Annotated in this window: 24 protein-coding genes; 14 read left to right on the top strand and 10 right to left on the bottom strand. The window is 58.1% G+C overall.

The features are described 5' to 3' along the window. The first annotated feature begins 25 nt into the window (after positions 1 to 25). The 3 genes from ACR0BI_RS11210 to ACR0BI_RS11200 all read left to right on the top strand — a co-directional run bounded on the left by ACR0BI_RS11210 (position 26) and on the right by ACR0BI_RS11200 (position 3,124). On the top strand, positions 26 to 1,366 hold the full coding sequence (locus tag ACR0BI_RS11210; RefSeq protein WP_170513933.1) for a M16 family metallopeptidase: 1,341 nt from the start codon (positions 26 to 28) through the stop codon (positions 1,364 to 1,366). After that, positions 1,363 to 2,667 carry a M16 family metallopeptidase gene (locus ACR0BI_RS11205; RefSeq protein ID WP_170426179.1) on the top strand — a complete coding sequence of 435 codons (1,305 nt, stop codon included), beginning with the start codon at positions 1,363 to 1,365 and terminating at the stop codon, positions 2,665 to 2,667. Before ACR0BI_RS11210 ends, ACR0BI_RS11205 begins: the two co-directional genes overlap by 4 nt. A gap of 307 nt (positions 2,668 to 2,974) precedes the next feature. Continuing rightward, the gene (locus tag ACR0BI_RS11200) at positions 2,975 to 3,124 is read left to right on the top strand and encodes a hypothetical protein (RefSeq protein WP_170426181.1); all 150 of its coding nucleotides are present in this window, start codon (positions 2,975 to 2,977) and stop codon (positions 3,122 to 3,124) included. A gap of 69 nt (positions 3,125 to 3,193) precedes the next feature. On the opposite strand, the gene ACR0BI_RS11195 is transcribed toward ACR0BI_RS11200, so the two are convergent. From ACR0BI_RS11195 to deoC, 3 genes are read right to left on the bottom strand one after another with little or no spacing between them, the layout of a single operon-like run. Continuing rightward, positions 3,194 to 4,009 (bottom strand): SDR family oxidoreductase, encoded by an 816-nt coding sequence (locus tag ACR0BI_RS11195; protein ID WP_480561972.1) that lies wholly within the window; start codon positions 4,007 to 4,009, stop codon positions 3,194 to 3,196. Between the two features lie 25 nt (positions 4,010 to 4,034). Beyond that, on the bottom strand, positions 4,035 to 6,368 hold the full coding sequence (locus ACR0BI_RS11190; RefSeq protein ID WP_480561974.1) for an aldehyde dehydrogenase family protein: 2,334 nt from the start codon (positions 6,366 to 6,368) through the stop codon (positions 4,035 to 4,037). Positions 6,369 to 6,379: 11 nt separating this feature from the next. Next, the gene (deoC, locus tag ACR0BI_RS11185) at positions 6,380 to 7,378 is read right to left on the bottom strand and encodes a deoxyribose-phosphate aldolase (protein WP_480561976.1); all 999 of its coding nucleotides are present in this window, start codon (positions 7,376 to 7,378) and stop codon (positions 6,380 to 6,382) included. Positions 7,379 to 7,577: 199 nt separating this feature from the next. Between deoC and ACR0BI_RS11180 the strand changes: the two genes are divergently transcribed. The 6 genes from ACR0BI_RS11180 to ACR0BI_RS11155 all read left to right on the top strand — a co-directional run bounded on the left by ACR0BI_RS11180 (position 7,578) and on the right by ACR0BI_RS11155 (position 14,888). Further along, positions 7,578 to 8,531, top strand: coding sequence for a metal ABC transporter solute-binding protein, Zn/Mn family (locus ACR0BI_RS11180; protein ID WP_170426190.1), 954 nt, complete (start codon positions 7,578 to 7,580; stop codon positions 8,529 to 8,531). A 3-nt stretch (positions 8,532 to 8,534) separates the two neighbouring features. Continuing rightward, a complete protein-coding gene (locus ACR0BI_RS11175; protein WP_480561978.1) occupies positions 8,535 to 9,338 on the top strand; it encodes a metal ABC transporter ATP-binding protein in 804 nt (267 codons plus the stop codon). A gap of 2 nt (positions 9,339 to 9,340) precedes the next feature. Continuing rightward, positions 9,341 to 10,546, top strand: coding sequence for a metal ABC transporter permease (locus tag ACR0BI_RS11170; protein ID WP_480561980.1), 1,206 nt, complete (start codon positions 9,341 to 9,343; stop codon positions 10,544 to 10,546). After that, positions 10,543 to 11,472 (top strand): metal ABC transporter permease, encoded by a 930-nt coding sequence (locus ACR0BI_RS11165; RefSeq protein WP_170426196.1) that lies wholly within the window; start codon positions 10,543 to 10,545, stop codon positions 11,470 to 11,472. The genes ACR0BI_RS11170 and ACR0BI_RS11165 overlap by 4 nt, the downstream gene beginning before the upstream one ends. Before the next feature lie 283 nt (positions 11,473 to 11,755). Further along, positions 11,756 to 13,606 carry a DNA mismatch repair endonuclease MutL gene (mutL, locus tag ACR0BI_RS11160; RefSeq protein WP_480561982.1) on the top strand — a complete coding sequence of 617 codons (1,851 nt, stop codon included), beginning with the start codon at positions 11,756 to 11,758 and terminating at the stop codon, positions 13,604 to 13,606. Between the two features lie 52 nt (positions 13,607 to 13,658). Further along, positions 13,659 to 14,888, top strand: coding sequence for a DNA recombination protein RmuC (locus tag ACR0BI_RS11155; protein WP_170394608.1), 1,230 nt, complete (start codon positions 13,659 to 13,661; stop codon positions 14,886 to 14,888). 3 nt (positions 14,889 to 14,891) lie between these two features. Here ACR0BI_RS11155 and ACR0BI_RS11150 read toward each other — a convergent pair whose 3' ends face one another. From ACR0BI_RS11150 to ACR0BI_RS11140, 3 genes are all read right to left on the bottom strand, one after another. Next, positions 14,892 to 15,233, bottom strand: a complete 342-nt coding sequence (locus tag ACR0BI_RS11150) for a hypothetical protein (protein ID WP_255611950.1) — start codon at positions 15,231 to 15,233, stop codon at positions 14,892 to 14,894. A gap of 112 nt (positions 15,234 to 15,345) precedes the next feature. Beyond that, entirely contained in the window at positions 15,346 to 15,996 is a 651-nt protein-coding gene (locus ACR0BI_RS11145; RefSeq protein WP_170408477.1) for a ChrR family anti-sigma-E factor, read from the bottom strand. 10 nt (positions 15,997 to 16,006) lie between these two features. Next, on the bottom strand, positions 16,007 to 16,663 hold the full coding sequence (locus ACR0BI_RS11140; RefSeq protein ID WP_170408600.1) for a sigma-70 family RNA polymerase sigma factor: 657 nt from the start codon (positions 16,661 to 16,663) through the stop codon (positions 16,007 to 16,009). A 147-nt stretch (positions 16,664 to 16,810) separates the two neighbouring features. Between ACR0BI_RS11140 and ACR0BI_RS11135 the strand changes: the two genes are divergently transcribed. The 4 genes from ACR0BI_RS11135 (at position 16,811) to ACR0BI_RS11120 (ending at position 18,611) form a co-directional block, all read left to right on the top strand. Continuing rightward, positions 16,811 to 17,581: a DUF1365 domain-containing protein gene (locus ACR0BI_RS11135; protein ID WP_170598437.1), complete on the top strand. Its 771-nt coding sequence runs from the start codon at positions 16,811 to 16,813 to the stop codon at positions 17,579 to 17,581. A gap of 87 nt (positions 17,582 to 17,668) precedes the next feature. Beyond that, positions 17,669 to 17,986, top strand: coding sequence for a DUF3775 domain-containing protein (locus tag ACR0BI_RS11130; protein ID WP_170408475.1), 318 nt, complete (start codon positions 17,669 to 17,671; stop codon positions 17,984 to 17,986). A 130-nt stretch (positions 17,987 to 18,116) separates the two neighbouring features. Further along, on the top strand, positions 18,117 to 18,353 hold the full coding sequence (locus tag ACR0BI_RS11125; RefSeq protein WP_480561984.1) for a DUF1127 domain-containing protein: 237 nt from the start codon (positions 18,117 to 18,119) through the stop codon (positions 18,351 to 18,353). Between the two features lie 57 nt (positions 18,354 to 18,410). After that, positions 18,411 to 18,611: a DUF1127 domain-containing protein gene (locus ACR0BI_RS11120; RefSeq protein WP_480561986.1), complete on the top strand. Its 201-nt coding sequence runs from the start codon at positions 18,411 to 18,413 to the stop codon at positions 18,609 to 18,611. A 66-nt stretch (positions 18,612 to 18,677) separates the two neighbouring features. Here ACR0BI_RS11120 and ACR0BI_RS11115 read toward each other — a convergent pair whose 3' ends face one another. The 4 genes from ACR0BI_RS11115 to ACR0BI_RS11100 are packed head-to-tail and all read right to left on the bottom strand — an operon-like array spanning position 18,678 to position 22,169. After that, the gene (locus ACR0BI_RS11115; RefSeq protein WP_480561988.1) at positions 18,678 to 19,820 is read right to left on the bottom strand and encodes a saccharopine dehydrogenase family protein; all 1,143 of its coding nucleotides are present in this window, start codon (positions 19,818 to 19,820) and stop codon (positions 18,678 to 18,680) included. A gap of 3 nt (positions 19,821 to 19,823) precedes the next feature. Further along, a complete protein-coding gene (locus ACR0BI_RS11110; protein WP_480561990.1) occupies positions 19,824 to 20,879 on the bottom strand; it encodes a saccharopine dehydrogenase in 1,056 nt (351 codons plus the stop codon). 14 nt (positions 20,880 to 20,893) lie between these two features. Next, positions 20,894 to 21,508, bottom strand: a complete 615-nt coding sequence (locus ACR0BI_RS11105; RefSeq protein ID WP_480561992.1) for a glutathione S-transferase family protein — start codon at positions 21,506 to 21,508, stop codon at positions 20,894 to 20,896. Positions 21,509 to 21,518: 10 nt separating this feature from the next. Next, entirely contained in the window at positions 21,519 to 22,169 is a 651-nt protein-coding gene (locus tag ACR0BI_RS11100) for a histidine phosphatase family protein (RefSeq protein WP_170514965.1), read from the bottom strand. A 129-nt stretch (positions 22,170 to 22,298) separates the two neighbouring features. Between ACR0BI_RS11100 and ACR0BI_RS11095 the strand changes: the two genes are divergently transcribed. Further along, positions 22,299 to 23,486, top strand: a complete 1,188-nt coding sequence (locus ACR0BI_RS11095) for a Zn-dependent hydrolase (RefSeq protein ID WP_480561994.1) — start codon at positions 22,299 to 22,301, stop codon at positions 23,484 to 23,486. Positions 23,487 to 23,542 lie beyond the last annotated feature (56 nt).

Genomic DNA, 23,542 nt, shown 5'->3' with positions numbered 1-23,542 from the left:
TCAGAAATGAAACGGAGGATGCCCCATGGTTCGGGCCCTGGCACTGTCGGCTGCCCTGATCGCCGCCACCCCCTTGTTCGCGAAAGAGGGGCAAGAGGCTGTCACCACATTTACGCTTGAAAACGGCATGGACGTCGTGGTGGTCGAGGATCATCGCGCGCCTGTTGTTCAGCATATGGTCTGGTACCGGGCCGGATCCGCCGATGAACCGATCGGATCCTCTGGCGTTGCACATTTCCTGGAACATCTGCTGTTCAAAGCCACCGACACAATGGAAGCGGGCGAGTTGTCAGCCACTGTCGCGGCCAATGGCGGCAATGACAACGCTTTCACTTCTTACGACTACACCGCCTATTTTCAGCGCGTCGCCGCTGACCGGCTGGAACTGATGATGCGGATGGAGGCAGATCGTATGCGCAACATCCGCCTGACCGAGAATGATATCATCACCGAACGCGACGTGGTTCTGGAAGAGCGTAATCAGCGGACCGAAAACAATCCACGCGCTCTGTTCGGAGAACAGATGAATGCAGCGCAATATTTGAACCACCGTTACGGAGCGCCGATTATCGGCTGGCGCCACGAGATGGAGGCGTTGGATATGGACGACGCCCTGTCCTTCTACCAGACCCATTATGCACCCAATAACGCCATATTGGTCGTCACCGGAGATGTTGACCCCGACGAAGTCAGGGCGTTGGCCGATCAGTACTACGGTGTTATCCCAGCCAACCCTGATTTGCCCGAGCGGGTACGCTCGCAAGAACCACCCCAGACTGCCGAACGTCGCCTGACCTTCAAGGATGCGCGTGTGGCACAACCCTACGTGCAGCGCAGCTATCTGGCCCCTGAACGGGACGCCGGTGAGCAGGAGAAGGCCGCTGCCCTGTTTCTTTTGGCGGAATTGCTGGGAGGAAGCACAACCTCATATCTGAATGAAAAGCTGCAATTTGAGCAGCAGAAGGTGGTCTATACCGGTGCGTTCTACAAGGGGGTCTCATTGGATGACACGACCTTTGATCTGATCGTTGTGCCGGCTGAGGGCGTTTCGCTTCAGGATGCGGAGGATGCCATGGATCAGGCCGTTGCGGATTTCATCGCGGAAGGTGTCAAGGATGAAGACCTGGAGCGCATTAAGATGCAGCTCCGCGCCGCGCAGACCTATGCGCGCGATAACGTGGACGGTATTGGAAACCGCTATGGTCGTGCGTTGACCAGCGGGTTGACGGTCGAAGATGTGCAGGCCTGGCCCGACATCCTGCAGGCTGTGACGGGTGACGAGATCATCGCGGCTGCCCGTGAGGTGCTGCAACCTGAAACCTCGGTCACTGGCTGGTTGATGCGTGACGATGAGGTGACACAATGAAACGGTTTGCCGCAACGCTGATTGCGCTGATCATTGCCCTTCCCGCCTGGGCCGAGATTAAGATCAAAGAGGTAACCTCGCCCGGTGGTATTACCGCTTGGCTGGTCCAAGATCATTCGATCCCCTTCACTGCGCTGGAACTGCGGTTTCGTGGAGGAACGTCGCTGGATGATCCCGATAAACGCGGCGCGGTTTATCTGATGAGCGGCCTGATTGAGGAAGGCGCCGGCGACATGGATGCCCGCACCTATGCACGCGAACTTGAATCTCTGGCTGCATCCTTCAGCTACAGGGCAACAGATGATACGGTCTCCATTTCGGCGCGGTTCCTGACTGAGAACCGGGATGAAGTGATTGATTTGCTGCAGACCACAATTCATGAACCGCGTTTCGATGAGGATGCGATCGATCGGGTGCGCGCTCAGGTGATTTCGGGTCTGAAGTCCGACCAGACTGATCCAAGCGATATTGCCGGACGCAGCTTTGCTGAAATGGCATATGGGGATCATCCTTATGCGTCGGACGGTAAAGGTACGATTGAAAGCGTTTCAAGCCTGACCCGCGACGATATCGTCGCTGCCTACGACAATGTCTTTGCCAAGGACAGACTGTATGTTGGGGCTGTTGGCGACATCACGGCAGAAGAGCTGGGCGTTCTGTTGGACAAATTGCTGTTGGATCTGCCAGCAACCGGGAAACCCATTCCAGACAAGGCGAAGGTCACCATTGACGGCGGTGTCAGCGTAGTGGACTTCAACACTCCGCAATCCGTCGCCCTGTTCGGGCAAAGTGGCATTGATCGCGACGATCCCGATTTCTTTGCGGCCTATATCCTGAATCACATTCTGGGCGGCGGCGGATTCGAAAGTCGCCTGATGCAGGAAGTACGTGAGAAACGTGGCCTGACCTACGGTGTGGCGACCTATCTGGTGCCCAAGGATCTGGCGTCGGTGTATCTGGGCTCGGTCTCATCTGCCAATGACCGTATCGCCGAAGCGGTCGAGGTGATCCGACAGGAATGGGCGCGCGCGGCTGCGGAAGGTGTGACGCAGAAAGAATTGGATGACGCCAAGACCTATTTGACCGGGGCCTATCCGCTGCGTTTTGACGGCAATGGCCAGATTGCCGGAATCATGGTCGGGATGCAGATGGAAAATCTGCCTATCGACTACATTGCGACTCGCAACGACAAGGTGAATGCAGTGACCTTGGAGGATGTGAACCGGGTGGCGTCTGAACTGCTGGACCCCGAGAGTCTGCATTTCACCATCGTCGGCAAACCGGAAGGGGTGGACGGCTGACGTCGTCCATCTACCCGCTGCCGAACAGGATTATTCGTTGTTATTGAATAATTTTTCTTGGAATTGACGGCAGTGGGTGATGCGAACCACTGGCGAAAACAACGAGTTTGTGACCTCTTGCAGGGCGCAGCGCCAGACAGAAGATCGGCAATTCTCCGCCTTAAGTAATCGTTAACTCGCCTTGGCCATACTTTGGCCAGAAATGTCGAGAATTCTATGTTAGTCGGGAGCGGAGATGGGGTTCAGAAGATCAACATCTCCTGAGACGAGGCTTGGGACGGATAGCGGCACCATGATAGTTGCGATAATGGGATTGGGAATACTTGCAGGGTTGTTAACCTTTGCTGCCGCTTTGATTGTCGGTCAATCTCTGCTCAGCGCTTTCGCACTTTACGTGGTGGCCGGTACGCTGACATCGCTTTTGTTAGCAGCGGGTATCTATTTCAGAAGCTCTTGAATTTGGTAGGTTGGAAATAAAGCCCAGCGACTGAAAAGTTTGCCACCAATCGGATTCCTGTGTTCTAACCTAAGCCTGGCCCTTTTTCGCTGCGCGCAGCATCTGACCCATCATCTGGCCAAACTTGCCCGAGCCGCGCTGATACAAAGCCCCGTCAACGGCCATGACTGTTCCGCTGATATAGCTCGCCATATCAGAGCTAAGGAATAGGCAGGCATTTGCCACATCCTGGGGTTGACCCCAGCGACCCAGCGGGACGTCCCGACGCAGCTCTTCATGGGCATTTTCGGTAGGGGCCAGCCGTTTTGCGCCTTCGGTTCCTTCGATAAAACCCGGAACGACCGAATTCACGCGAATCCCTTCGACGCCCCATTCCATTGAAAGGGTTCGGGTGATCTGATCAACGCCCGCCTTGGCGGCGCAAACATGGGCCTGCCCTTCGTAAGGCAGATAGGATTGCGGGGCCGAAATGTTGATAATGCTGGCACCGGGACGTTTGAGATAGGGGTAGGCCCCTTTCATGACGTGGATCGTGCCCATCAGATCGATATCTATGACCGCCTTGAATGCATTGACCGACATTTCAGATGCCAGCGCTGGGAAGTTGCCGGCAGCACCAGAAATCAGGACATCGAAATCTCCAAAAGCGTCGTGGAATTGCTTAAGGCCTTCGGCTACGGCCTCTGGATTGCGAACGTCGAACGCCGCGCCGATCGCGTCGGATGCGCCTGCTGCTTTCAACGCAGCCACGGTATCATCGACCTTTTCCTGCGACCGGCTGGCGACAGCCAGATTAGCACCCGAGGCCGCAAAGGCCTCGGCAATGCCGCGATTGATACCGCTGGTGCCACCAACGACGATGACGGTCTTACTTGAAAAATCCATTTAGGCCTCCGGTGGTACGGGGGCCTTACTCTCCGTAGGGCACCCAGATGTTTTTCACTTCGGTCGCAGCCTGCAGGAAGCGGCGCGAATGGTCCACGCTCCAGTCAAATGCCGTCGCGTTATTGACCCAAGTCCGCTTCAGATTTCCGGCCGAGACGACCTCGATCTCTTTAGACAGATCGGTGGACGAGAACGACCAGACCGCATCCACGTTCAGATGCGAGGCCAGCGGCTTTGCCAGCTCTGCGTGGCTGCCGGTCAGGATGTTGACCACACCGGCGGGCACGTCCGAGGTTTCTAGGATCTGGTAAAAATCCGTTGCTGCCAGCGGGTAGGGCTCACTTGCCGCCAGAACCACCCGGTTGCCCATCGCTATCGCTGGCGCCATGGCCGAAACTAGACCCAACAGGGGTGCTTCGTCCGCACACAGGGCGCCGATAACGCCAACCGGCTCTTTCATGGCAATGGCGACGCCCCGGATCGGAACACCATGTACTTGACCATCATACTTGTCCGCCCAGGCGGCGGCGGTGAACAGTCGCTGGATCGAGGCCTCAACCTCTTTCGCGCCGTCTTTCTTACCGGTCATCGCATCAATACGAGCAGCGAACTCACCCGCACGTGCCGAGAGGTTTTCACCGATGTAATACAGAATCTGAGCCCGCAGATGGCCGGTGGTCTTGGACCAGCCTTTTGCACCCGCTGCAGCCTCAACCGCGTTGCGCACGTCCTTACGGTTGGCCAGACCCACATGGCCAAGTAGGCCGGATTTGCCCCAGACGGGTTTCGAATAGCCGCCATCGGGCCGCGCCTGCTTACCGCCGACATACATCTTGGCGGTGCGGTCAATAGGATCGACTGGAGCGCCTTCGCCCATTGCCGCCTCAATCTTCGCCAGCGGTTTGGCCTTGGCTTTGGGCTTGGTATAGGCCGTCAGCCCTTCCCAACCGCCTTCACGGCCAAAGCCGCTTTCGCGTACACCGCCGAACCCGGCAGCAGCGTCGAACAGGTTAGTTGCGTTCACCCAGACCACGCCCGCAACCAGCTTGGGCGCGATATCCAGCGCGAGGTTCACGTTCTCGGTCCACACAGTCGCGGCCAGCCCGTAGCGGGTGTTGTTGGCCAACTCGACCGCTTCTTCCGGGGTGCGGAAGGTCGAAGAAACCAGAACCGGGCCAAAGATTTCTTCCTGCATCAGCGGATCGGAGGTTTCGAGTCCTGAAATCAAAGTTGGTGGATAGTAGCAGCCATTCGAGGGCAGCTCACAGGCCGCCTGATGAACATGCCCAACCGTGTTGCTTTCGACCATGCCCTTGATGGTCTGTAACTGCACGGGGTCCACAACCGCACCCACGTCGATGCACTTGTCCAGCGGATCGCCGATGCGCAGCTTGTCCATACGGGCACGCAATTTGTCGTGGAAGCGATCAGCGATACCCTCCTGCACCAGAAGGCGCGAGCCCGCACAGCAGACCTGGCCCTGGTTGAACCAGATCGCGTCGACCAAGCCTTCGATCGCTGAATCAATATCGGCGTCGTCAAAGACGATGTAGGCGGACTTGCCGCCCAGTTCCAACGTCAGTTCCTTGCCAGAGCCAGCGGTCGCTTCACGGATGCGACGGCCCACGACGGTCGAGCCGGTAAAGGCGATTTTGTCGACGTCCGAAGACACGATCATCTCACCAACGGCACCATCACCTGTGACGATGTTGACCACGCCTTTCGGCAACCCGGCCTGCATGCAGATGTCGGCAAACAGCAGCGCGGTCAACGAGGTGTACTCGGCCGGCTTCAGAACCACCGTGTTGCCCATTGCGATTGCAGGCGCGATCTTCCACGCCATCATCAGCAGCGGGAAGTTCCACGGGATGATCTGGCCGCAAACACCCAGTGCTTCGGCATCGGGCAATTCGCTTTCCATCAACTGCGCCATGCCGGCGTGATAGTAGAAATGCCGCTGTGCCAGGGGGATGTCGATGTCGCGGGATTCTCGGATCGGCTTACCGTTGTCGAGGCTTTCGAGCACAGCAAACAAACGCGAGTGCTTCTGCAGCAGGCGCGCAATCGCGTAGAGGTAGCGCGCACGACCGGCTCCGCCCAGCTTCTCCCATTTCGGCTGCGCCTTGCGCGCCGCAGAAACGGCGGCGTCCACGTCAGCCTGTTTGGCTTGTGTCAGCTTGGCCAGAACCTCTCCGGTTGCTGGGTTGCGGCTGTCGAATCCTTTGCCGGGTTTGGTAAACGCGCCATCGATGTAGTGGCCGAACTTGTCGCCCTGATCGACCAGCCAGGCCAGTGCCTCGGCTGCGCTTTCGGGGGCAGGGCCGTAGTCCATGGTCTCGAAAATCTCTTTGACTGTCATTGTTTTTGTCCTCAGCCCATGGAGTGACGGTAACCGGCAGAGTAAGCGCCGGTGACATAGTGTTCCAACTGCCGCTCGATATCGCCCAGCAGTGATGAGGCGCCAAAGCGAAACAGATCCGGCTCCAGCCAGCGGTCGCCCAGCTCGTCCTTGATCAGCGACAGATAGACCAGCGCATCCTTGGCTTTCGAAATCCCACCCGCAGGCTTGTAGCCTACGCGATAGCCGGTGCGGTCATAATAGTCGCGAATGGCTCGGATCATTACCAACGACACAGGCAAGGTGGCGTTGACGCTTTCTTTGCCGGTCGAGGTCTTGATGAAGTCTGCCCCTGCCATCATGCACACCAGCGAAGCACGGGCGACGTTGCGCAGGCTGCCCAGCTCTCCGGTCGCCAAAATGGCTTTGACATGTGCATCGCCGCAGGCGATGCGGAAGGCCTTCATCTCATCATACAGGGCCTGCCAGTCGCCAGACAGCACATGACGGCGCGAGATGACGATGTCGATCTCCTCGGCTCCGGCCTTCACGCTTTCTTCGATCTCTGCCACACGCAGATGCAACGGAGAGAGCCCGGCCGGGAAGCCAGTGGATACCGCCGCAACCGGAATACCAGTGCCTTCCAATGCGTCCACAGCCGTTTCGATCATGTCATGGTAGACACACACCGCTCCGGTTGTGATCGGCGGCATGTCCAGCGCCTGCAGAACTGAAGACGCGACAGGTTGACGAGCCTTTGCGCACAGGCGACGAACCCGCCCAACCGTGTCATCGCCCGACAGAGTGGTCAGGTCGATCATTGTGATCGCTTTGAGCAGCCATGCGGCCTGGTATTCTTTTTTCACCGACCGCCGACCGGGCAGCGTCGCTGCGCGGCGCTCGATGGCCGAAGTGTTGGCCTGCACGGCCCGCACCCAATCCAGATCCAGATCCATTCCTGGGTTCCGGGGCTCGGTCACTTGCGGCAGATGCGGGGTGCGCACGGTGCTTTCTGAGCTCTGCGTTTCCATTATTCCGTCCTTTTGGAGGTTCGCGTCAAAATCGCATGGGTCGCAGCGAAAGGGAAGGTGTGCCAGCGTCGTAAAGGGCAAATTTTTGACCAAATGGACAAATATAGTCGTTTTCTTGCGAGTAATTCGCATTTGCATTGACTTAGTTGCGAATGGTTCTCATATTTTGACTTAACAGGATAACCGTTCGGAGTCTGAAATGATTCGTCGATCGCTACTTACGGCATTGGCTCTCGTGTTTGTGTGGCCCGTCGCCGCAATCGCTCAAGCGCCGCTGAAAGTCGTCGCCACCACCGGCATGATTGCAGATGCTGCGCGCCAGGTCGGCGGTGAACAGGTCGACGTGAAGGGCTTGATGGGACCCGGTGTCGACCCGCACGCCTATCGCCAGACCCGCACCGATATTGTTGCGATGACCCGCGCTGATCTAGTGCTGTGGCACGGGCTCTATCTAGAGGCTCAGATGGAAGGTTTCTTTGACGATCTGGGCCGCAAGCGGACAGTGGTTGCCGTGGCGGATGGCATCGACACATCGAAACTGCGCGCCCATGACGATTACGCTGACAAATTTGACCCGCATGTCTGGATGAGCCCGGTTCTGTGGCGCGATGTCGTGATCGAAGTGCAGGAAGCTCTGACCGAAGCCCGGCCCGAAGCGGCAGATGAGTTCGCAGCCAACGCACAAGTTTTTCTGGCTGAGATCGATCTGCTGGCCGCCTATGGCAAGCAGGTTTTGGCGGCCGTTCCCGAAAACAACCGCGTGTTGGTGACTGCGCATGATGCATTTGGCTATTTCGGTGATGAATATGGCTATGAGGTGCTGGGTATTCAGGGCATCTCAACCCAATCCGAGGCAGGGTTGAACCGGATCGGTGAGTTGGTCGAAACTCTGGTAGAGCGTCAGCTGAACGCCGTGTTTGTGGAGAGTTCCGTTTCAGATCGATCCATGCGTGCCTTGATCGAGGGTGCTTCGGCCGAAGGTCACAAAGTGGGTGTCGGCGGAGAGCTGTATTCCGACGCGATGGGCGAGCCGGGCACATATGAGGGTACTTATATCGGCATGCTTGATCACAACATTACCGTTATCGCCGGCGCGCTGGGCGCGGATGTTCCCGAACGTGGCATGAACGGCAAACTGTCGGCGGGGTTTTAAACCATGATTGAACTCGCAACAGTTCAGGGCGTTTCTGTCGACGGGCAGGACATCGATCTTTGCCCTCTCGCCATTCGTGGTCTGACAGTCTCATACGGTCAGAAGCCAGCGGTTTTCTCGGTCGATATGACGGTGCAGCCCGGCGCCATGACGGCGATTATCGGGCCAAATGGGGCTGGCAAATCAACCTTGCTAAAGGCTGCTTTGGGGATCGTGTCTCCGTTGTCGGGTCAGGTGACCGTGTTTGGTCAGCCGCTCGAGGACCAGCGGGCACGCATCGCCTATGTACCGCAGCGCGCCAGCGTGGACTGGGATTTCCCGACGCGCGTGATTGATGTGGTGCTGATGGGCTTGTCGCGTCAATTGGGCCTGCTGGGTCGGGTTCGTGCCCGCCATACCGCCCGTGCCATGGACTGTCTGCACCGTGTCGGGATGCGGGAATTTGCCGACCGTCAGATCGGGCAGCTTTCTGGTGGTCAGCAACAGAGGGTCTTTCTTGCGCGCGCTTTGGCGCAGGATGCCGACATGTATTTGTTGGACGAACCTTTTGCAGGCGTGGACGCCGCGACTGAAAAGGCGATCATCGCCGTGCTGAAATCGTTGAAAGAGGCTGGCAAGACCGTTGTTGTAGTGCATCACGATCTGGCCACGGTCACCGACTATTTCGATCATGTGTTCCTGATCAACACCCGCAAAGTGGCCGAGGGACCGGTGGAGCAGGCCTTTACCGCTGAAACGCTGCAAGCCGCTTATGGCGGACGTCTTGCAACGGCCCAGATCGATCAGATTTCGCGCGCGCTGGGGTAAGCATGCTTTGGGAGGCTTTGACCTTACAGCTTGGCTATAACGCCACGCTGGTTGCCATTGGTGCGACGTTACTGGGCGTTTCGGCAGGTGTGACGGGCACGTTCTTATTCCTGCGTAAACGCGCGCTGGTTAGCGATGCCATCAGCCACGCGACCCTACCGGGCGTTTGCCTTGCCTTCATGGTGCTGGTGGCTTTCGGTGGTGATGGTCGGAATTTGATCGGACTGCTTGCAGGTTCGGCAATATCTGCATGGGTTGGTTTGCTCTGTATGAACTGGCTGACCAGTCGCACACGTTTGGCAGAAGATGCAGCGATCGGCGCAGTGTTATCGGTGTTCTTCGGTTTTGGTGTCGTACTGCTGACCGTTATTCAAACCATGGGGGTTGGACGCCAGGCAGGATTGGAAGGATTCTTGCTGGGTTCTACTGCTGGGATGCTATGGGCTGATGCTCTGGTCATCGCGATCGGTGGCGCGGCAACGTTGGTACTGGTGATGATCATCCGCCGCCCAATGACGATGGTCGCCTTCGATCCCGAATATGCCGCTGCGCGCGGGTTGCCCGTGCATCGGATTGATCTGGCGATGATGGGGCTCGTGATGGCGGTGACCGTGGTCGGGCTAAAGATCGTTGGTCTGATCCTGATTGTTGCTCTGCTGATCATCCCGCCTGTGACAGCGCGGTTCTGGACGGAGCGATCCGACCGCGTGGTCGTTCTGGCCGGTTTGGCCGGAGGTCTTGCAGGGTTTCTGGGGGCAGGTATTTCGGCCTCGGCTCCGAACCTGCCGACCGGACCGATCATCGTTCTGGTCAGTTTTGGGTTCTTTGCCCTGTCGCTCCTGTTCGCGCCGGTTCGGGGCGTGTTGGCAGCTATTCTCAGCCACCTTCGGTTCCAGCGTCGAGTGCACATTCGGCAGGGACTGCTGGCACTGGCGCAGGGGCAGCAAATCTATGAACCCCTAACCATTCGCCTGTTACGCCGCACCGGCCTTGTGCGCGCCGATGGAGTTGCAACAGAGGAAGGGAGGGCGCGTGCGGCCAAGGCCCTACGAGACGAAAAGCGGTGGGAGATCGTCCGCGCGGATCAGGCGCATGAGGCCACTGCGGCGCTGTACGATGGGCTGCGCGATATCGAGACCGTGCTGACTCGCGATCAGATCGCCGAGATTGATCGTCGTATCGGCGGCCCGCAGGAGGTCACGCCATGAGCGGAGAAGAGTTCGTACCCCTGTCGCTGACGCCTTTGTTGATTGGGACATTCGCGGCCATCGCATGCGCTCTGCCCGGCAACTTTCTGGTGCTGCGCAAACAGGCGCTGATTGGCGACGCGATCAGCCATGTGGTGTTGCCCGGTATTGTCGTCGCGTTTCTGCTGACAGGCGCAATTTCAACATGGCCGATGATGCTTGGCGCAGCAGGGGCTGCTGTGGTCGCCGTGGTTATGATCGAAGCGATCCGGCGATTGGGTCAGATCGAGCCGGGGGCAGCGATGGGTGTCGTATTCACGACCATGTTCGCCGGTGGTGTCCTACTGCTTGAGCAGACTGACACTTCGACCGTCCATTTGGACGTTGAACATGCGCTTTACGGCAATCTGGAAAGCTTGATCTGGCTGGATGCAACGGACTGGTCATCGCTGCTGGATCTACAGGCATTGGCAGGGTTGCCACCTGAATTGCCGCGCATTGCGCTGACACTGACGGGGGTCTTGCTGTTCACGTGGTTGTTCTGGCGACCGCTCAAGATATCAACCTTCGATGAAGGCTTTGCGCGCACAATTGGTATCCGCACTGGTGCGTTAGGGATGGCGCTGGTGATCATAGCTGCGATTGCTGCTGTCGCGGCATTTGATGCAGTGGGGTCGATCATCGTGATTGCAATGTTCATCTGCCCGCCAGCTGCGGCACGGATGATGACCAACCGGTTGGAAGTCCAGATCGTCTGGAGTGTCCTGTTCGCAACCCTTTCCGCCGTGTCCGGTTATGTTTTAGCGGGCTATGGCCCATTGTGGTTGGGGGCTGCGGATGCTGTCAGCGCCGCTGGAATGATCGCCACGATATCAGGCCTGATTCTGGCGCTGACCGCTGCTTTTGGCCCATGCCGAACCCGCAGCGGAGCGCCCAGTCAGGCTTGACTTGGCGTATTCACGCCAACGCCTATCACGCAGTTTCGGCTGAACTTCGCCAAGTGGAAACAATCACGAATTCTTAACAAGATTTATTCCATTTTCGGTGATACCAAACTTTCAATTGGAAACCACAAGACCACCACTCACTCTGGTATATCCGGCCAGTTTTGACCTTAGTCGCTACCCCCTTAACGGCGCGGTCAAACTGGCCGGATACCTCGTTTAAAACCCGCTCTTCACAATTCAAACCGGTGGTCGAATCGCGTGTGCCTATGCTAGGTCTAGCGGTATGGTGTATGCTAACCCCAATATCAGCGACGATCGTCCGGTAATCCGCCAGCTGGATGACGCAGCGATCAACCGGATCGCGGCGGGTGAAGTCGTGGAACGGCCTGCTTCTGCCGTCAAGGAACTGGTCGAAAACGCCATCGATGCCGGGGCCACACGCATCGCCATTGAGGTCGCGGATGGCGGCAAGACCCTGATTCGTGTCACAGATGATGGGTGTGGGATCGCAGCCGGGGATTTGCCACTGGCGCTGTCGCGCCATGCGACATCGAAGATCGACGGCTCCGACCTGTTGAATATCCACACCTTTGGATTTCGCGGTGAAGCACTGCCCTCGCTGGGGGCTGTCGGGCGTTTGACCATCACCAGCCGTGTCTCGGGTGCTGATGCGGCCTCGATCCAGGTGTCCGGTGGCAAAATGGATGCAGTGAAGCCAGCAGCCTTGCGCGCTGGGACTGTGGTTGAGTTGCGAGACCTGTTTTACGCCACCCCGGCACGGCTGAAGTTCATGCGCACGGACCGGGCCGAGGCGCAGGCGATTTCAGACATTGTGAAACGTTTGGCGATGGCCGAGCCTTCGGTCGCGTTCACCCTGCGCGATGTCTCGGGCTGGGGAGAGGGGCGCGTGACCTTCCGCGCCGACCGCGAGAATGGCGATCTGTTTGATGCGCTGCATGCCCGATTGGCGCGCGTTCTTGGCCGTGAGTTCGCTGAGAATGCTTTGCAGATCGATGCCACACGCGAAGGGCTCAGGCTTTATGGCTATGCCGCGCTGCCGACCTATTCGCGCGGGGCTGCAGTGGCGCAGTATCTGTTCGTCAATGGGCGACCCGTGCGGGACAAGATGCTGACCGGTGCGCTGCGAGCGGCCTATTTCGATTTCCTCAGCCGCGACCGGCATCCGGCGGCGGCGCTGTTCATAGATTGCGATCCAACGCTGGTGGATGTGAATGTACATCCGGCAAAATCCGAGGTTCGGTTCCGCGATCCCGGCCTCGCGCGTGGCTTGATCGTGTCCAGCCTGCGTCACGCGTTGGCCGAGGCCGGGCACCGGGCATCTTCGACCGTGGCCAACGCAACCTTGGGTGCGATGCGGCCCGAGCCGGCACCTGCAACCCCGGCGCGGGTGTATCAAATGGATCGCCCGTCACCCGCGGCGCGTGAGGCGGCCTATCGGGCGCAGTCTCCAGGCTTTGCGGAACTGTCGCAGGACTATAGCGGACGCATCATGGAACCTGTGCCCGAAATTGCACCGGTGGATGAGCTGCAAGACCTGCCCTTGGGGGCGGCGCGCGGGCAGGTGCACGAGAATTACATCATCGCCCAAACGGCAGACGGCATGGTGATCGTGGATCAACACGCCGCACATGAACGGCTGGTTTACGAAAAGCTCAAGTCCCAGATGGCCGAAAATGGCGTTGCCGCACAAGCGTTGTTGATCCCCGAAATCGTCGAACTGACAGACGGTGACTGCACACGTCTGATGGCCGTTGCAGAGGACCTGTCGCGCTTTGGATTGACCATCGAACCCTTTGGTGGCGGGGCAATCGCCGTGCGCGAAACTCCGGCCATTCTTGGCGAGGTCGATGCCCGCGCGATGATCCTCGACATCCTTGATGAGCTCTCCGATCAGGGCGAAAGCCAGATGGTGCAAGCGCGGATCGAGGCGATCCTGAGCCGCGTGGCCTGCCATGGCTCGGTTCGGTCTGGCCGTCGGATGCGGGCCGAAGAGATGAATGCCCTGCTGCGTGAGATGGAGGCGACGCCCCATTCCGGGCAGTGCAACCACGGGCGGCCAACTTATGTGGAACTGAAGCTGAGCGATATCGAACGCCTGTTCGGCCGCAGTTGATCCGCTGGCCCGCTCGGGCTATGAAGAATAAAACAAGAACATCTGAGGCGATATGATCGAGATTGCTGGCACCCAATATGCGTTGAATGACCCTATCATCCTGATTGCAGGCGGGGTGGTGGTGTTGATTCTGCTGCTTCTGTTTCTGTCACTTCGAGCGTCACAGCGTTCAGCTCGGATGGCGGAGCCGCTGGCCCGGCAGATGGCGCACCTTGGGCAGCATGTGCAGCAACTGGGCCAGGGGCAGGAACAACTGCGGGGTGGCCTACAGCATGTCTCGGACACGCAGGCCAACGCGCAGGTGCAGGTGATCCAGACCGTTGAATCCCGCCTGTCATCGGTGCAACAGCAGATGAATGACCGGCTGGCCGATAACGCGATGAAATCGGCGCGCGCTCTGGCTGAGATGCAGGAGCGGATGAAGGAATCGCTGCATGGTTCGTCGAAACAGACGGCGACCTCGCTGACGCAATTGCAGGAACGTCTGGCAGCCATCGACAAGGCGCAGGACAATATCACCAAGCTTTCAGGCGACGTGCTGTCATTGCAGGATATTCTGTCGAATAAGCAGACGCGCGGGGCTTTCGGGGAAATTCAGCTGAACGATATCGTTTCGAAGGCGCTGCCATCAGATAGTTTTCTGCTGCAGGCCACGTTATCGAACGGACGGCGCGCTGATTGCCTGATCAACCTGCCGAACCCTCCCGGACCGATCGTGATCGACAGTAAGTTCCCGCTGGAAGCCTATGAGGCACTGATCGGATCGACCAATGATATGGAGCTGAAAGCAGCGGTACAAATGTTCCGCAGTACCGTGCGTAAGCACATCAACGATATTGCCGAGAAGTACATTCTGGACGGTGAAACTGCAGATGGGGCGCTGATGTTTCTGCCCTCTGAGGCAGTCTATGCCGAGCTGCACGCCAAGTTCCCTGAATTGGTGCAAGAGAGTTTCTCGAAACGCGTTTGGATCGTTTCACCCACAACTTGCATGGCGACGCTGAACACCATGCGGGCGATCCTTAAAGATGCGCGCATGCGCGAACAGGCCGGTGCGATCCGCAAGGAATTGGGGCTGCTGCATAAGGATGTGGAACGTTTAGGCGACCGGGTGTCGAACCTCGACCGTCATTTCGGGCAGGCTGCAAAGGATATCTCGGAAATCAAGATCAGCGCGGAAAAGGCGGGTCGCCGGGCGCAACGGTTGGATAATTTCGATTTCGAAGAGCTTGCGCCGGATGACCAAACAAACGTCGTGCCGCTGGGCAAAACCGAAGGGTAAGCGTTATTGGATCGACAGGTCCAAATTGTAACCAACCGTCTTGCCTGTGTCGCGATCGTTACCCATCAGATAAACACGTATGGTGTAGTCGCCATCATCGGGAAGCTCGATCCGGGCGGTATTTCCATCGATTGAGCCGTTGTAAATTGCGACGCCGTCGCTATCCGGCGGCAAGATGTTGAAATAGATCACGCCGTTGCCATTGGTGTCACTGACCTTAAGGTCGGCGAACATCTCCTGCCCAGCCTTGGCTCCGAGTTTATAGTCGAAATATTCGTCGCCGGTGACAGTCCCATTCACCATCGTGCCGAAATTGCCCGGTTGGAATTTAACGTCTGCGGACATCTGTGCGGAAACGCTGGCTCCAAAAGTCAGCAAAAGCGCTGTGACTGCCATCCTTAAGAACATTGAAAACCCCGATTTAGTTAGCGTCGATAAACAACCCTACCACGACGGGTCAGATTCGAAGGAATGGCTGGAACAGGCGTGGCATCAGCTTGCTGAACTTCAGTGGAGCATCAGTGACGGCCAGGCAAATGCAGTCTTCAGAGATATCTGCCGTGGGGGTATGATGGATAGACTGGTCAGCGATTTCGACATCGCCGCGGTCGAAGCGGTCGATCTCGTCAGAGAATGCACCCTGCAGGACCATCGTCAGTTCTATGCCTTTATGGCTGTGATCCGGCACTGCTGCCCCGGCGGGGATAAACAACAACCGGGCGGTGGCTTCGCTGGTCGTGGGCAGGATTGCCTGTTTGACACCCATGCCGACGGGCTTCCATTTGATCGCGTTCACGTCGCCGCCGACATAGTCCTGCAGCGGTGTCGGAAGAACTGCACAAGACGGGTGCGCGGGTTTCACCTTTGGTGCGCCCTGAGCAATCAATGCCATTGTTGCCGCCAGTGAACCGTCACTCATGCTTGCTGACGCATCTTGTTCCTGCAAAACGCATCCGCCAACTGCGTCAAAGCTTTCAGCGCGGGCGCGGCAGTGGTCGCACAGAGACAGATGCGTTGCGACCATCAGGTCAAACGCTTCGGGCAGATTGCCTGCGGCATAGGCCATCAGCAGGTCGTCTGTCAGGTGATGTTTAATCTCGTTTTTCATGCTCGTCATCTCAGTTCATCGCGTGGCGCAAGCGGTCCAGCGCCAGCCGTATCCGTGATTTGATCGTTCCCAAGGGCAACCCGGTCTGAGATGCGATTTCTCGATGGCTCAGATCTCCGAAGTAGGCCTTCTCGATCAGCTGTCTTTGCGCCTCAGGTAATGCCGCCATGGCATCACGCAGCTGCGCGGTTTCCTGTTGCAGCGCTAGAACGTCTTCCTGTTCCGGCTCCGCCTCCGGCCCCCACCCGAGGTCTTCGGGTTCGGGGCGGCGTTGCTTGCGCAATACGTCAATGCGCTTGTTCCTTGCGATCGTGAACACCCAGGTCGCAACCGTTGCCCTTGTCGGGTCAAACAGATGCGCTTTGTGCCACAAGGTCGCCATGACTTCCTGCGCGCATTCTTCAGCCAGGGCGGCATCCGAACCGGACTTGATCAGGAACGCCTTGATACGAGGCGCGAAATGCTGAAACAGTTCGGCGAAGGCCGCCTGATCCTGAGCGTCTCGGATTCGACGGACGTGTTCCACCCAATCCTTTCTGGCGCCGCAAGTATTATTCTGTCCGTTCACCGAGTTGCCCTTAAAACGCTTAGGTCCGCGCCAAACAATTCTTCCAGCAGCTTCTGCCGCCGGTTCGTCCAATGTCGCGGTGTCAGTCTCGGTAAACATAACCACAATACGTGGGGACACCCAAGGTGGATCAGTCGGTTGGATAAATTTCATCCAAAACCGGCTGAATATCGTATTGTGAGATACCAGATATGCGGAAATGCATGTCAATTGAATGATTTGCGGGCAGGACGGGAAATCTGTTTTATGAACAGAATTGACTATATCGCGGGCCATACCTTTCACGGGCGCAAAGGTGCGGTCGAGAATGCGTTTCGCTATTCCGTCGATTACATCTTGCTAGACCCCGAGGCCCACCCCAAGACCCCATCCCTGTTTTCGATCAATGGCGCGAACCTGACAAGCTGGCAAGATTGCGATCATGGGGGTGAACCTGGTCAGGGTCGCGGGGCGATCTGGCTGCGTGAATGCTTTGAGGCGCAAGATATTCCACAACCGGACAGGATGACCTTGCTGACACAACCCCGTGTGTTGGGGCATGTGTTCAATCCGGTCAGTTTCTGGTTCTGTTTTGATAAAGATAACCAGCTTTATGCTGTGGTGGCCGAGGTGACCAACACTTATGGCACACGCCATAGCTACTTGTGCCACAAACCCGATCTTTCATCGATTGCACCTACCGATCGGATACTTGCGGACAAGCTGATGCATGTCTCTCCGTTTCAGAAGATCGAGGGCACCTATACCTTCCGCTTTGACTATCAGGACGAACGTGTTGGTGTCTGGATCGATTATGGGCGTGCCCGAGGCGGTTTGATTGCCACGCTGACCGGTCCGCGCCAGCCGTACAGCAACCGGATCATTTTTCAGTCTCTCTGGCGGCGTCCGTTCGGCGCGCGTCGGGCGGTGTTTCTGATCCACTGGCAGGCGGTGAAGCTGTGGTTCAAACGGGCGCGGTTCAGCCCGTTTCGTACCGCGCCGGTTCCCGATCAGCCTGTATCCCGGTCGCGGCACTAAAGCCCTCCGCTTTGCGCAAGATCAAAGACGGTCACCTGCGGGATCGTGCAGAAATGCCTGGACCGCGAACACGAGGAGTTGAGACAGATGTTGGAAATCTCGGCAAGAAAGATCGCCCAGGTCGCCATGATGGGGCGTGAACTGGACCGGGCCGAGGGCGAATTGCGCGCATTCATCGACCGTATGGGTGAGGATGAGCAAGCAGAGCTGGTAGCCGTCATGTGGATCGGTCGAGAAAGCTTTTTTGCCGAGGATTTGGCCGAAGCGATTGCGACGGCTAAGTCCGAAGCCTCGACGCCTTGCGCGGATTATCTGATCGGAACACCGCATTTGTCGGACCATCTGGAAAACGGTTTGGATGCGCTGGGAATTTCAGCCGAGGACGTTGAAAACGATCTGATGTAGTCGGTGATCTGGCGACGGGTCAGCTTATCCTAGCGTATGAAGCAAAATTAATGCGGCCTTCCGTCGGGGTTAATGTCGAGTTCTTTGATCAGGTTCATCAAACACAGCGATGAATCTAGGAGGAACCGTCATGGCACATGTCAATGCAACCCGAGCAGATCATCGGGATCTGCTTATTGGCCAACTTGTGAACCAAACAGTGCCAAAGTCAGGATGGCAGCGCCGCAAGGTCTACAAGAACACGATCCGGGCGCTTGAAGAACTCAGCGATCGTCAGCTTTTTGATATCGGCATTCCGCGTGGTGAGATCAGGCGGCGCGTATATCGGAACGTCTATCAGAACATACCCTATCTGAACGGCGTTTAAGCCTTTCCGGCGCTGAACGGAAATCGGTCCATTTTAAATTTTGCTGAGGTAACAAGTATGCTGGATGCCAACCCAATCCCGAAACAACCCCCTTCAAAAAGCGCATTGATGCTGTTTGACCGGGCGATGAGAATACACGCGATCAGGGCGGATATCGTTTGTGCCGCCCAGGAACTGAACCGGCTTTCTGATTCCGATCTGTCAGAACTGGGCATCAATCGCTGTGATGTTGAAGCGGTGATTGAGCAATACATCTGACGATAGCGGGTTAAGCCGCATTAAGAACGCAGCCGCTCCGAAGGTACCGGAGCGGCTGTTTGTGATTTAGGCCGTGTGGTCCACGATCTGCAGGTGCTGTGCCAGCGTGTCGATCTCGCGCATCCAGTCCTGCACCAGCTTCGGGTCGCTGGGTGCAGCGTGAACTCCTGCGGGAATAGCGCGGTTCAGCACGGCCTCGACGGCCAGTGAAACCGGGATCGAAACCAGCCGCGCCATCGCCGTCCCGCGCGCGTCGCCCCAGGCATCCATGACATAGGTTTTGTGCCAAACTTCAACGCCGTCCTTTTCCGCCTTCAGGCCCACACATAAAACCACGCGGTCAGGCTCGCCCTCGTCATAGGCGTTCTCGGCCCAGAACTGATCCGACATCTCTTTCAAGCGCGCATCGCCTTCGGGGTCGGACAGCGTTTCGATTTCGGTGAACACATCCGACCACGCCTCAGCCCAGCCGTTCAGGCGCAGGGTGCCACGGACAAATTGCTTGACCGGCCAGTGATCCTCGAACTGGTACTCGGCCTTGAAGGGGATCGAGTCGCGGTTCGGGTAGACTTCGAAGCTTTCCGGAGTGGGCAGCGGTGCGATGTAGCTGGTGATCGCGTCCCAAGGTCGGGCGACATCCAGCGGCGCGTAGTCCCGGATTGACTTGGAAGGAGAGCGCAGCGCTTTGAGCACACCCAGAGGTGACCAGCTGAATTTGTAGCGGAACGGGTTGGGATTCTTGGGAACGCCTCCGCAATAAGAGATAAAGCTCATGTGGTTTTGGGGATCAAACGCGTCCGAGGCGCGGTAATCGGCAACCAGCGCATGCGCCATCAGATGGTCGATGCCCGGGTCCAACCCAACTTCGTTAACCAGTGCAACCCCGGCCTCGCGGGCCTTGCCGTCCAGCGCGCGCATCTCAGGTGCGATATATGAGGAAGAGACAAAGTTGGCTTCTTTCGTGATTGCCAACTCTGCCAAAGGTACATGCCAGTCACCAGGCAGCATCGATACGATGACGTCACCTTTTCCCAGCACCTCACCCAATGCATCGATGTCGAAGGCGCGGATGTCGTCGGTGAGGTCACCGACCTCTGTCTTGGCCTTCTCAATGGTCCGGTTCCAGACAGTGACTTTGTGCCCGCCTTCAATAAGACGGCGCAGGCCGGGGATGGCCGACAGGCCGGTGCCGCACCAGTGAATCGTCATCGCTCAGATCCCTTCAATATGAGTTTTGTAAGTTGCTTCTGCCCGGCCCCAGACGCCGCTGTCCAGATCGGTGAGGGTCAACAACGACGGAAGCAATTGCGCCGCGTAGTCCTCGGAACTTTCGACAGGCAGCATCGACGGCAGGTTGTCGATCGCCATAACATCCATCACCGGATCGGTGGCCACGCGCAAGGCGGGGGCATCCCATGTGGTCGCGCGGTCATAGACCGGCACTGGGTTGTAATCGCTATCCGGGTCGCAGGCCACATCGCCGATAGCTGTAAGGTTCCGCGAGGTGGTCAGCGCTGACCGTGGGACAAAGACCGGTGTGCCGGGACGAGCGAAGATACAGTTCAAGAACAGGTCGTGGTCGAGGATTTCTGGGAATGGTCCGCCGCGGGCGGTTTCGGCCATGTCCCACTTGGTAATGCTGACGCCCATTGCCTCGCAGAGATCAGCCGCGCCTGTGCCAACACGGCCCAACGCACCGATGACGATGGCGCGGGGACGGTCGGCGCCGGTGGAGTCCAGCTCGGCCAGCAATTCGGCATTCAACGTGTCTTTGTTCTTATAAACACCAACCGGCGGGCATTCTTCATTTCGTTGCTGGGCCGCCCATGTCTTGAGCGTCACGGCAGCCCCCGCGTATCCAGCCCAATAGCCGAAAGCGGCAACCCGGCGGCCGTTTTCCTCGACCAGATACTCCAGATCATAAAGTGTGCCGCCGCCAGCCTTGAACCGCTGCAAAAGCGCGCGTCCTGAATGTTGCCCCTTATAGGCATGGCCGAACATGATATGGCGGTGGGGCAGGGGCGTGCCGTCCTCGGGCAGCTCCTTGAGGCCAAAGATGATCGCGTCCAGCGGGGCATTGGGCCAGGAATTCTCAGCCGCGATTTCACAGCCCGAGTCCTTGTAGCCATCAATTGCGATGGCGCGGACGGAACTTTCCTCGACCGTCACGCGGATGCCTGCCGCGATCAACGCGGCAGTGCCTTCGGGGGTCAGCCCGACCCGTTCCTCGTTCGGGCGCTGTTCTGCCCGGACCCAGAGATGTGTCATTCCAATTCCTTTTGTCAGAGCATACCGGCAGCGCGTACCGCCTGTACCGAGGGACGCGCCTCCATCGCTTCTCGGAAGGCGATGATCTTTGGAAAGGCCGAGACGTCAACACCGTCGCCCTCCAGCCAGCTGCAAACCACGTACAGGTACGCGTCGGCCAGCGAGAACGCCTCGCCCAAAACAAACGTCCCACGCAACCCGTTCGACGAGATATATGCGCAGGACTCAGTCATGTTTTGCGCGACTTTGTCCTTCATGTCTTTCCAGCTGGATTTCTTGTCTGCCCAACGGGGCCCGCGCATCTTGTGGGCATGGTTCACATGCATGGTCGAGGCGAGATAAAACATCACCTCTCGCATCCGCGCCGCCATAACCGAATCTGATGGCACCAATCCCGCCTCGGGCGCTTCAGCGGCAATGTATTCCAACAACGCTCCGGTTTCGGTCAGAATGCCGCCATCCACAACCAGTGCCGGGACCCGACCTTTTGGATTGATCTGCTTATAGGCGGGTTTGGTTTGCTCACCTCCGGCAAAGTCCAGTTGGATGGCCTCATACTCAAGCCCGGCCTCTTCCAGCGCAATTGCCACGGCGACCGAGATTGTGCGGGGGGCATAATAAAGTTGCATTGTAGCCTCCTTACAGATGGGTCTGCGCGAACTGACGGTCTGGCGCTTCCAGATGGGGCACTGCGTTGAACAGAACCGGACTTAGCTGCGCGCCAATCGGGTGCAGACGATGCATCGACGTGTTCATGATGGCAAGCGCCACCCGCGCCATCGATGGGATATCCAAGCCCATCGCCTGCCGCACCACCATCGAGATCAGCCCGCCCGAGGTCACGACAATTGCCGGACCGCCTTCGGTGCCTATCTCACGCAGAGCGTCGCGAACGCGAGTCTCGAACTCTTCAAAGGTTTCCGGCGTATCTTCGATCTCGCCCCGGGACCAGGCGGCAAAGGTGCGGGGCAAGTGCTCGACAAAGCCTTCGCGGTCGGTTGGTATTTCAACCCCGTGCTGCTGTTGGAATAACTGGGCGAGGGTGAAATACTCGATCTCATTCAGCCGCGCATCCCGAGTTGGCTGCGGCAGCCCCATGCTAGCCGCAGTTTCCACGTGCCGGTTGAGTGTGCCGCAATAAACCCGAGGGTAATGCAGGCGGGTATCGCGCAAATGCGCGCCCAGCCAACGGGCCTGTTGGTGACCCAGTTCGCTCAGCCGGTCATAGCTCAGCTCATCCCGTGCGGTTGTGTTGGCCTGCCCGTGGCGCACTAATGTGATATGTGACATGATGATCCCTCTTGCGTTGACGTCTTAGGGCAGGTTCGGGGCCGGGACCAGAGGGCTTTCACGCGGGCCCGAAAAAACTCCTATATCAGGCGAAGTTTACCGCTATGGTCACCCCGACAAGGAGGACCCATGGCTGTCGATCACACACGGTTTCTGACCGATCTACACACGCTGCGTTCATTCGGGGCTTCGGGCGTCGGCAAGGGCGTCGTCCGCCCCGCCTATTCCAAAGCTGATATCGCCGCGCGCCAGTGGCTCGTCGGGCGCATGACCGAGGCTGGCCTGACTCCGCATGTCGACCCGGTTGGAAACCTGTTCGGGTTGGCTGATGGACCCTCGCTGCTGATGGGCTCGCATTCCGACAGCCAGCCCGAGGGCGGTTGGCTGGACGGAGCCCTGGGCGTTATTGCGGCACTGGAAATCGCGCGTTCTAGTGATCGACCCATCTCGGTCGTCAGTTTTCAGGACGAAGAGGGGCGGTTCGGCGTCACCACCGGATCGGCGGTCTGGTCAGGTGGATTATCTTTGGAACAGGCGGACGTGCTGACTGATGGCTCAGGCGTCACCTTTGGCAGCGCGCGGGCTGAAATGGCAAAGAAGTCGCAAGGCTTTGTTGATCCTGCTCGGTTCAGCGGTTTCATCGAAATGCACATCGAACAGGGCCCGGCACTGGATGCAGCCGGTGAACAGATCGGCGTTGTCACCGATATCGTCGGCATCCGCGATATGGCCATCACCTTCCAAGGCCAGCAAAACCACGCCGGAACCACGCCAATGCATTTGCGACGTGATGCGTTTCAGGCCCTGTCGCTGTTTAACGCGCGTCTCAACGACCGGTTCCGTAATGTGGTCACGCCGCAAACCGTCTGGACCATCGGGCGTGTTGATGTTCACCCCAATGCGTCCTCTATCGTGCCGGGACGGGTGCGGTTTTCGATGCAATGGCGCGACGGCGATCCTGAGCGTCTGGTGCGTATGGAAGACATCATTCGCGCGACCGCACAGCAGATTGCCGAAGAGCAGGGCGTAACACTAACCTACGGCCCGATGCTGGGGTTAGAGCCCGTCAGCATGGACCCGGTTTTGCGCGGTGCGCTGGAAAGCGGCGCGCAGGCCATTTCGCCTGGGCGTTGGCGCAATATGCCATCCGGAGCGCTCCACGATGCCACCAATGTCTCGCGCCTGATGCCGGTTGCGATGCTCTTTGTCCCGTCGATTGACGGAATCAGCCACGATTTTGCCGAAGACACAGCCGAAGAGGATTTGGTTGCGGGTCTCAGGGTGCTTGATCGCGCAGTTCATTCCCTTGAGGAATGAAGGTAAGTTGAAGACCATTTCATGATTTTCCACGCGAAACCAAGTTACTATCGGGG

It is taken from the genome of Ruegeria sp. E5 (genome assembly GCF_056534105.1).
Note: the sequence above shows the minus strand (reverse complement) of the source record. Positions and strands in the feature narration are given on the sequence as shown.

Excerpts from the sequence above, each read along its gene's own strand:
- ACR0BI_RS11210 (WP_170513933.1), top strand. The coding sequence starts at position 26 with ATGGTTCGGGCCCTGGCACTGTCGGCTGCCCTGATCGCCGCCACCCCC.
- ACR0BI_RS11205 (WP_170426179.1), top strand. The coding sequence starts at position 1,363 with ATGAAACGGTTTGCCGCAACGCTGATTGCGCTGATCATTGCCCTTCCC.
- ACR0BI_RS11200 (WP_170426181.1), top strand. The coding sequence starts at position 2,975 with ATGGGATTGGGAATACTTGCAGGGTTGTTAACCTTTGCTGCCGCTTTG.
- ACR0BI_RS11195 (WP_480561972.1), bottom strand. The coding sequence starts at position 4,009 with ATGGATTTTTCAAGTAAGACCGTCATCGTCGTTGGTGGCACCAGCGGT.
- ACR0BI_RS11190 (WP_480561974.1), bottom strand. The coding sequence starts at position 6,368 with ATGACAGTCAAAGAGATTTTCGAGACCATGGACTACGGCCCTGCCCCC.
- deoC (WP_480561976.1), bottom strand. The coding sequence starts at position 7,378 with ATGGAAACGCAGAGCTCAGAAAGCACCGTGCGCACCCCGCATCTGCCG.
- ACR0BI_RS11180 (WP_170426190.1), top strand. The coding sequence starts at position 7,578 with ATGATTCGTCGATCGCTACTTACGGCATTGGCTCTCGTGTTTGTGTGG.
- ACR0BI_RS11175 (WP_480561978.1), top strand. The coding sequence starts at position 8,535 with ATGATTGAACTCGCAACAGTTCAGGGCGTTTCTGTCGACGGGCAGGAC.
- ACR0BI_RS11170 (WP_480561980.1), top strand. The coding sequence starts at position 9,341 with ATGCTTTGGGAGGCTTTGACCTTACAGCTTGGCTATAACGCCACGCTG.
- ACR0BI_RS11165 (WP_170426196.1), top strand. The coding sequence starts at position 10,543 with ATGAGCGGAGAAGAGTTCGTACCCCTGTCGCTGACGCCTTTGTTGATT.
- mutL (WP_480561982.1), top strand. The coding sequence starts at position 11,756 with ATGGTGTATGCTAACCCCAATATCAGCGACGATCGTCCGGTAATCCGC.
- ACR0BI_RS11155 (WP_170394608.1), top strand. The coding sequence starts at position 13,659 with ATGATCGAGATTGCTGGCACCCAATATGCGTTGAATGACCCTATCATC.
- ACR0BI_RS11150 (WP_255611950.1), bottom strand. The coding sequence starts at position 15,233 with ATGTCCGCAGACGTTAAATTCCAACCGGGCAATTTCGGCACGATGGTG.
- ACR0BI_RS11145 (WP_170408477.1), bottom strand. The coding sequence starts at position 15,996 with ATGAAAAACGAGATTAAACATCACCTGACAGACGACCTGCTGATGGCC.
- ACR0BI_RS11140 (WP_170408600.1), bottom strand. The coding sequence starts at position 16,663 with ATGTTTACCGAGACTGACACCGCGACATTGGACGAACCGGCGGCAGAA.
- ACR0BI_RS11135 (WP_170598437.1), top strand. The coding sequence starts at position 16,811 with ATGAACAGAATTGACTATATCGCGGGCCATACCTTTCACGGGCGCAAA.
- ACR0BI_RS11130 (WP_170408475.1), top strand. The coding sequence starts at position 17,669 with ATGTTGGAAATCTCGGCAAGAAAGATCGCCCAGGTCGCCATGATGGGG.
- ACR0BI_RS11125 (WP_480561984.1), top strand. The coding sequence starts at position 18,117 with ATGGCACATGTCAATGCAACCCGAGCAGATCATCGGGATCTGCTTATT.
- ACR0BI_RS11120 (WP_480561986.1), top strand. The coding sequence starts at position 18,411 with ATGCTGGATGCCAACCCAATCCCGAAACAACCCCCTTCAAAAAGCGCA.
- ACR0BI_RS11115 (WP_480561988.1), bottom strand. The coding sequence starts at position 19,820 with ATGACGATTCACTGGTGCGGCACCGGCCTGTCGGCCATCCCCGGCCTG.
- ACR0BI_RS11110 (WP_480561990.1), bottom strand. The coding sequence starts at position 20,879 with ATGACACATCTCTGGGTCCGGGCAGAACAGCGCCCGAACGAGGAACGG.
- ACR0BI_RS11105 (WP_480561992.1), bottom strand. The coding sequence starts at position 21,508 with ATGCAACTTTATTATGCCCCCCGCACAATCTCGGTCGCCGTGGCAATT.
- ACR0BI_RS11100 (WP_170514965.1), bottom strand. The coding sequence starts at position 22,169 with ATGTCACATATCACATTAGTGCGCCACGGGCAGGCCAACACAACCGCA.
- ACR0BI_RS11095 (WP_480561994.1), top strand. The coding sequence starts at position 22,299 with ATGGCTGTCGATCACACACGGTTTCTGACCGATCTACACACGCTGCGT.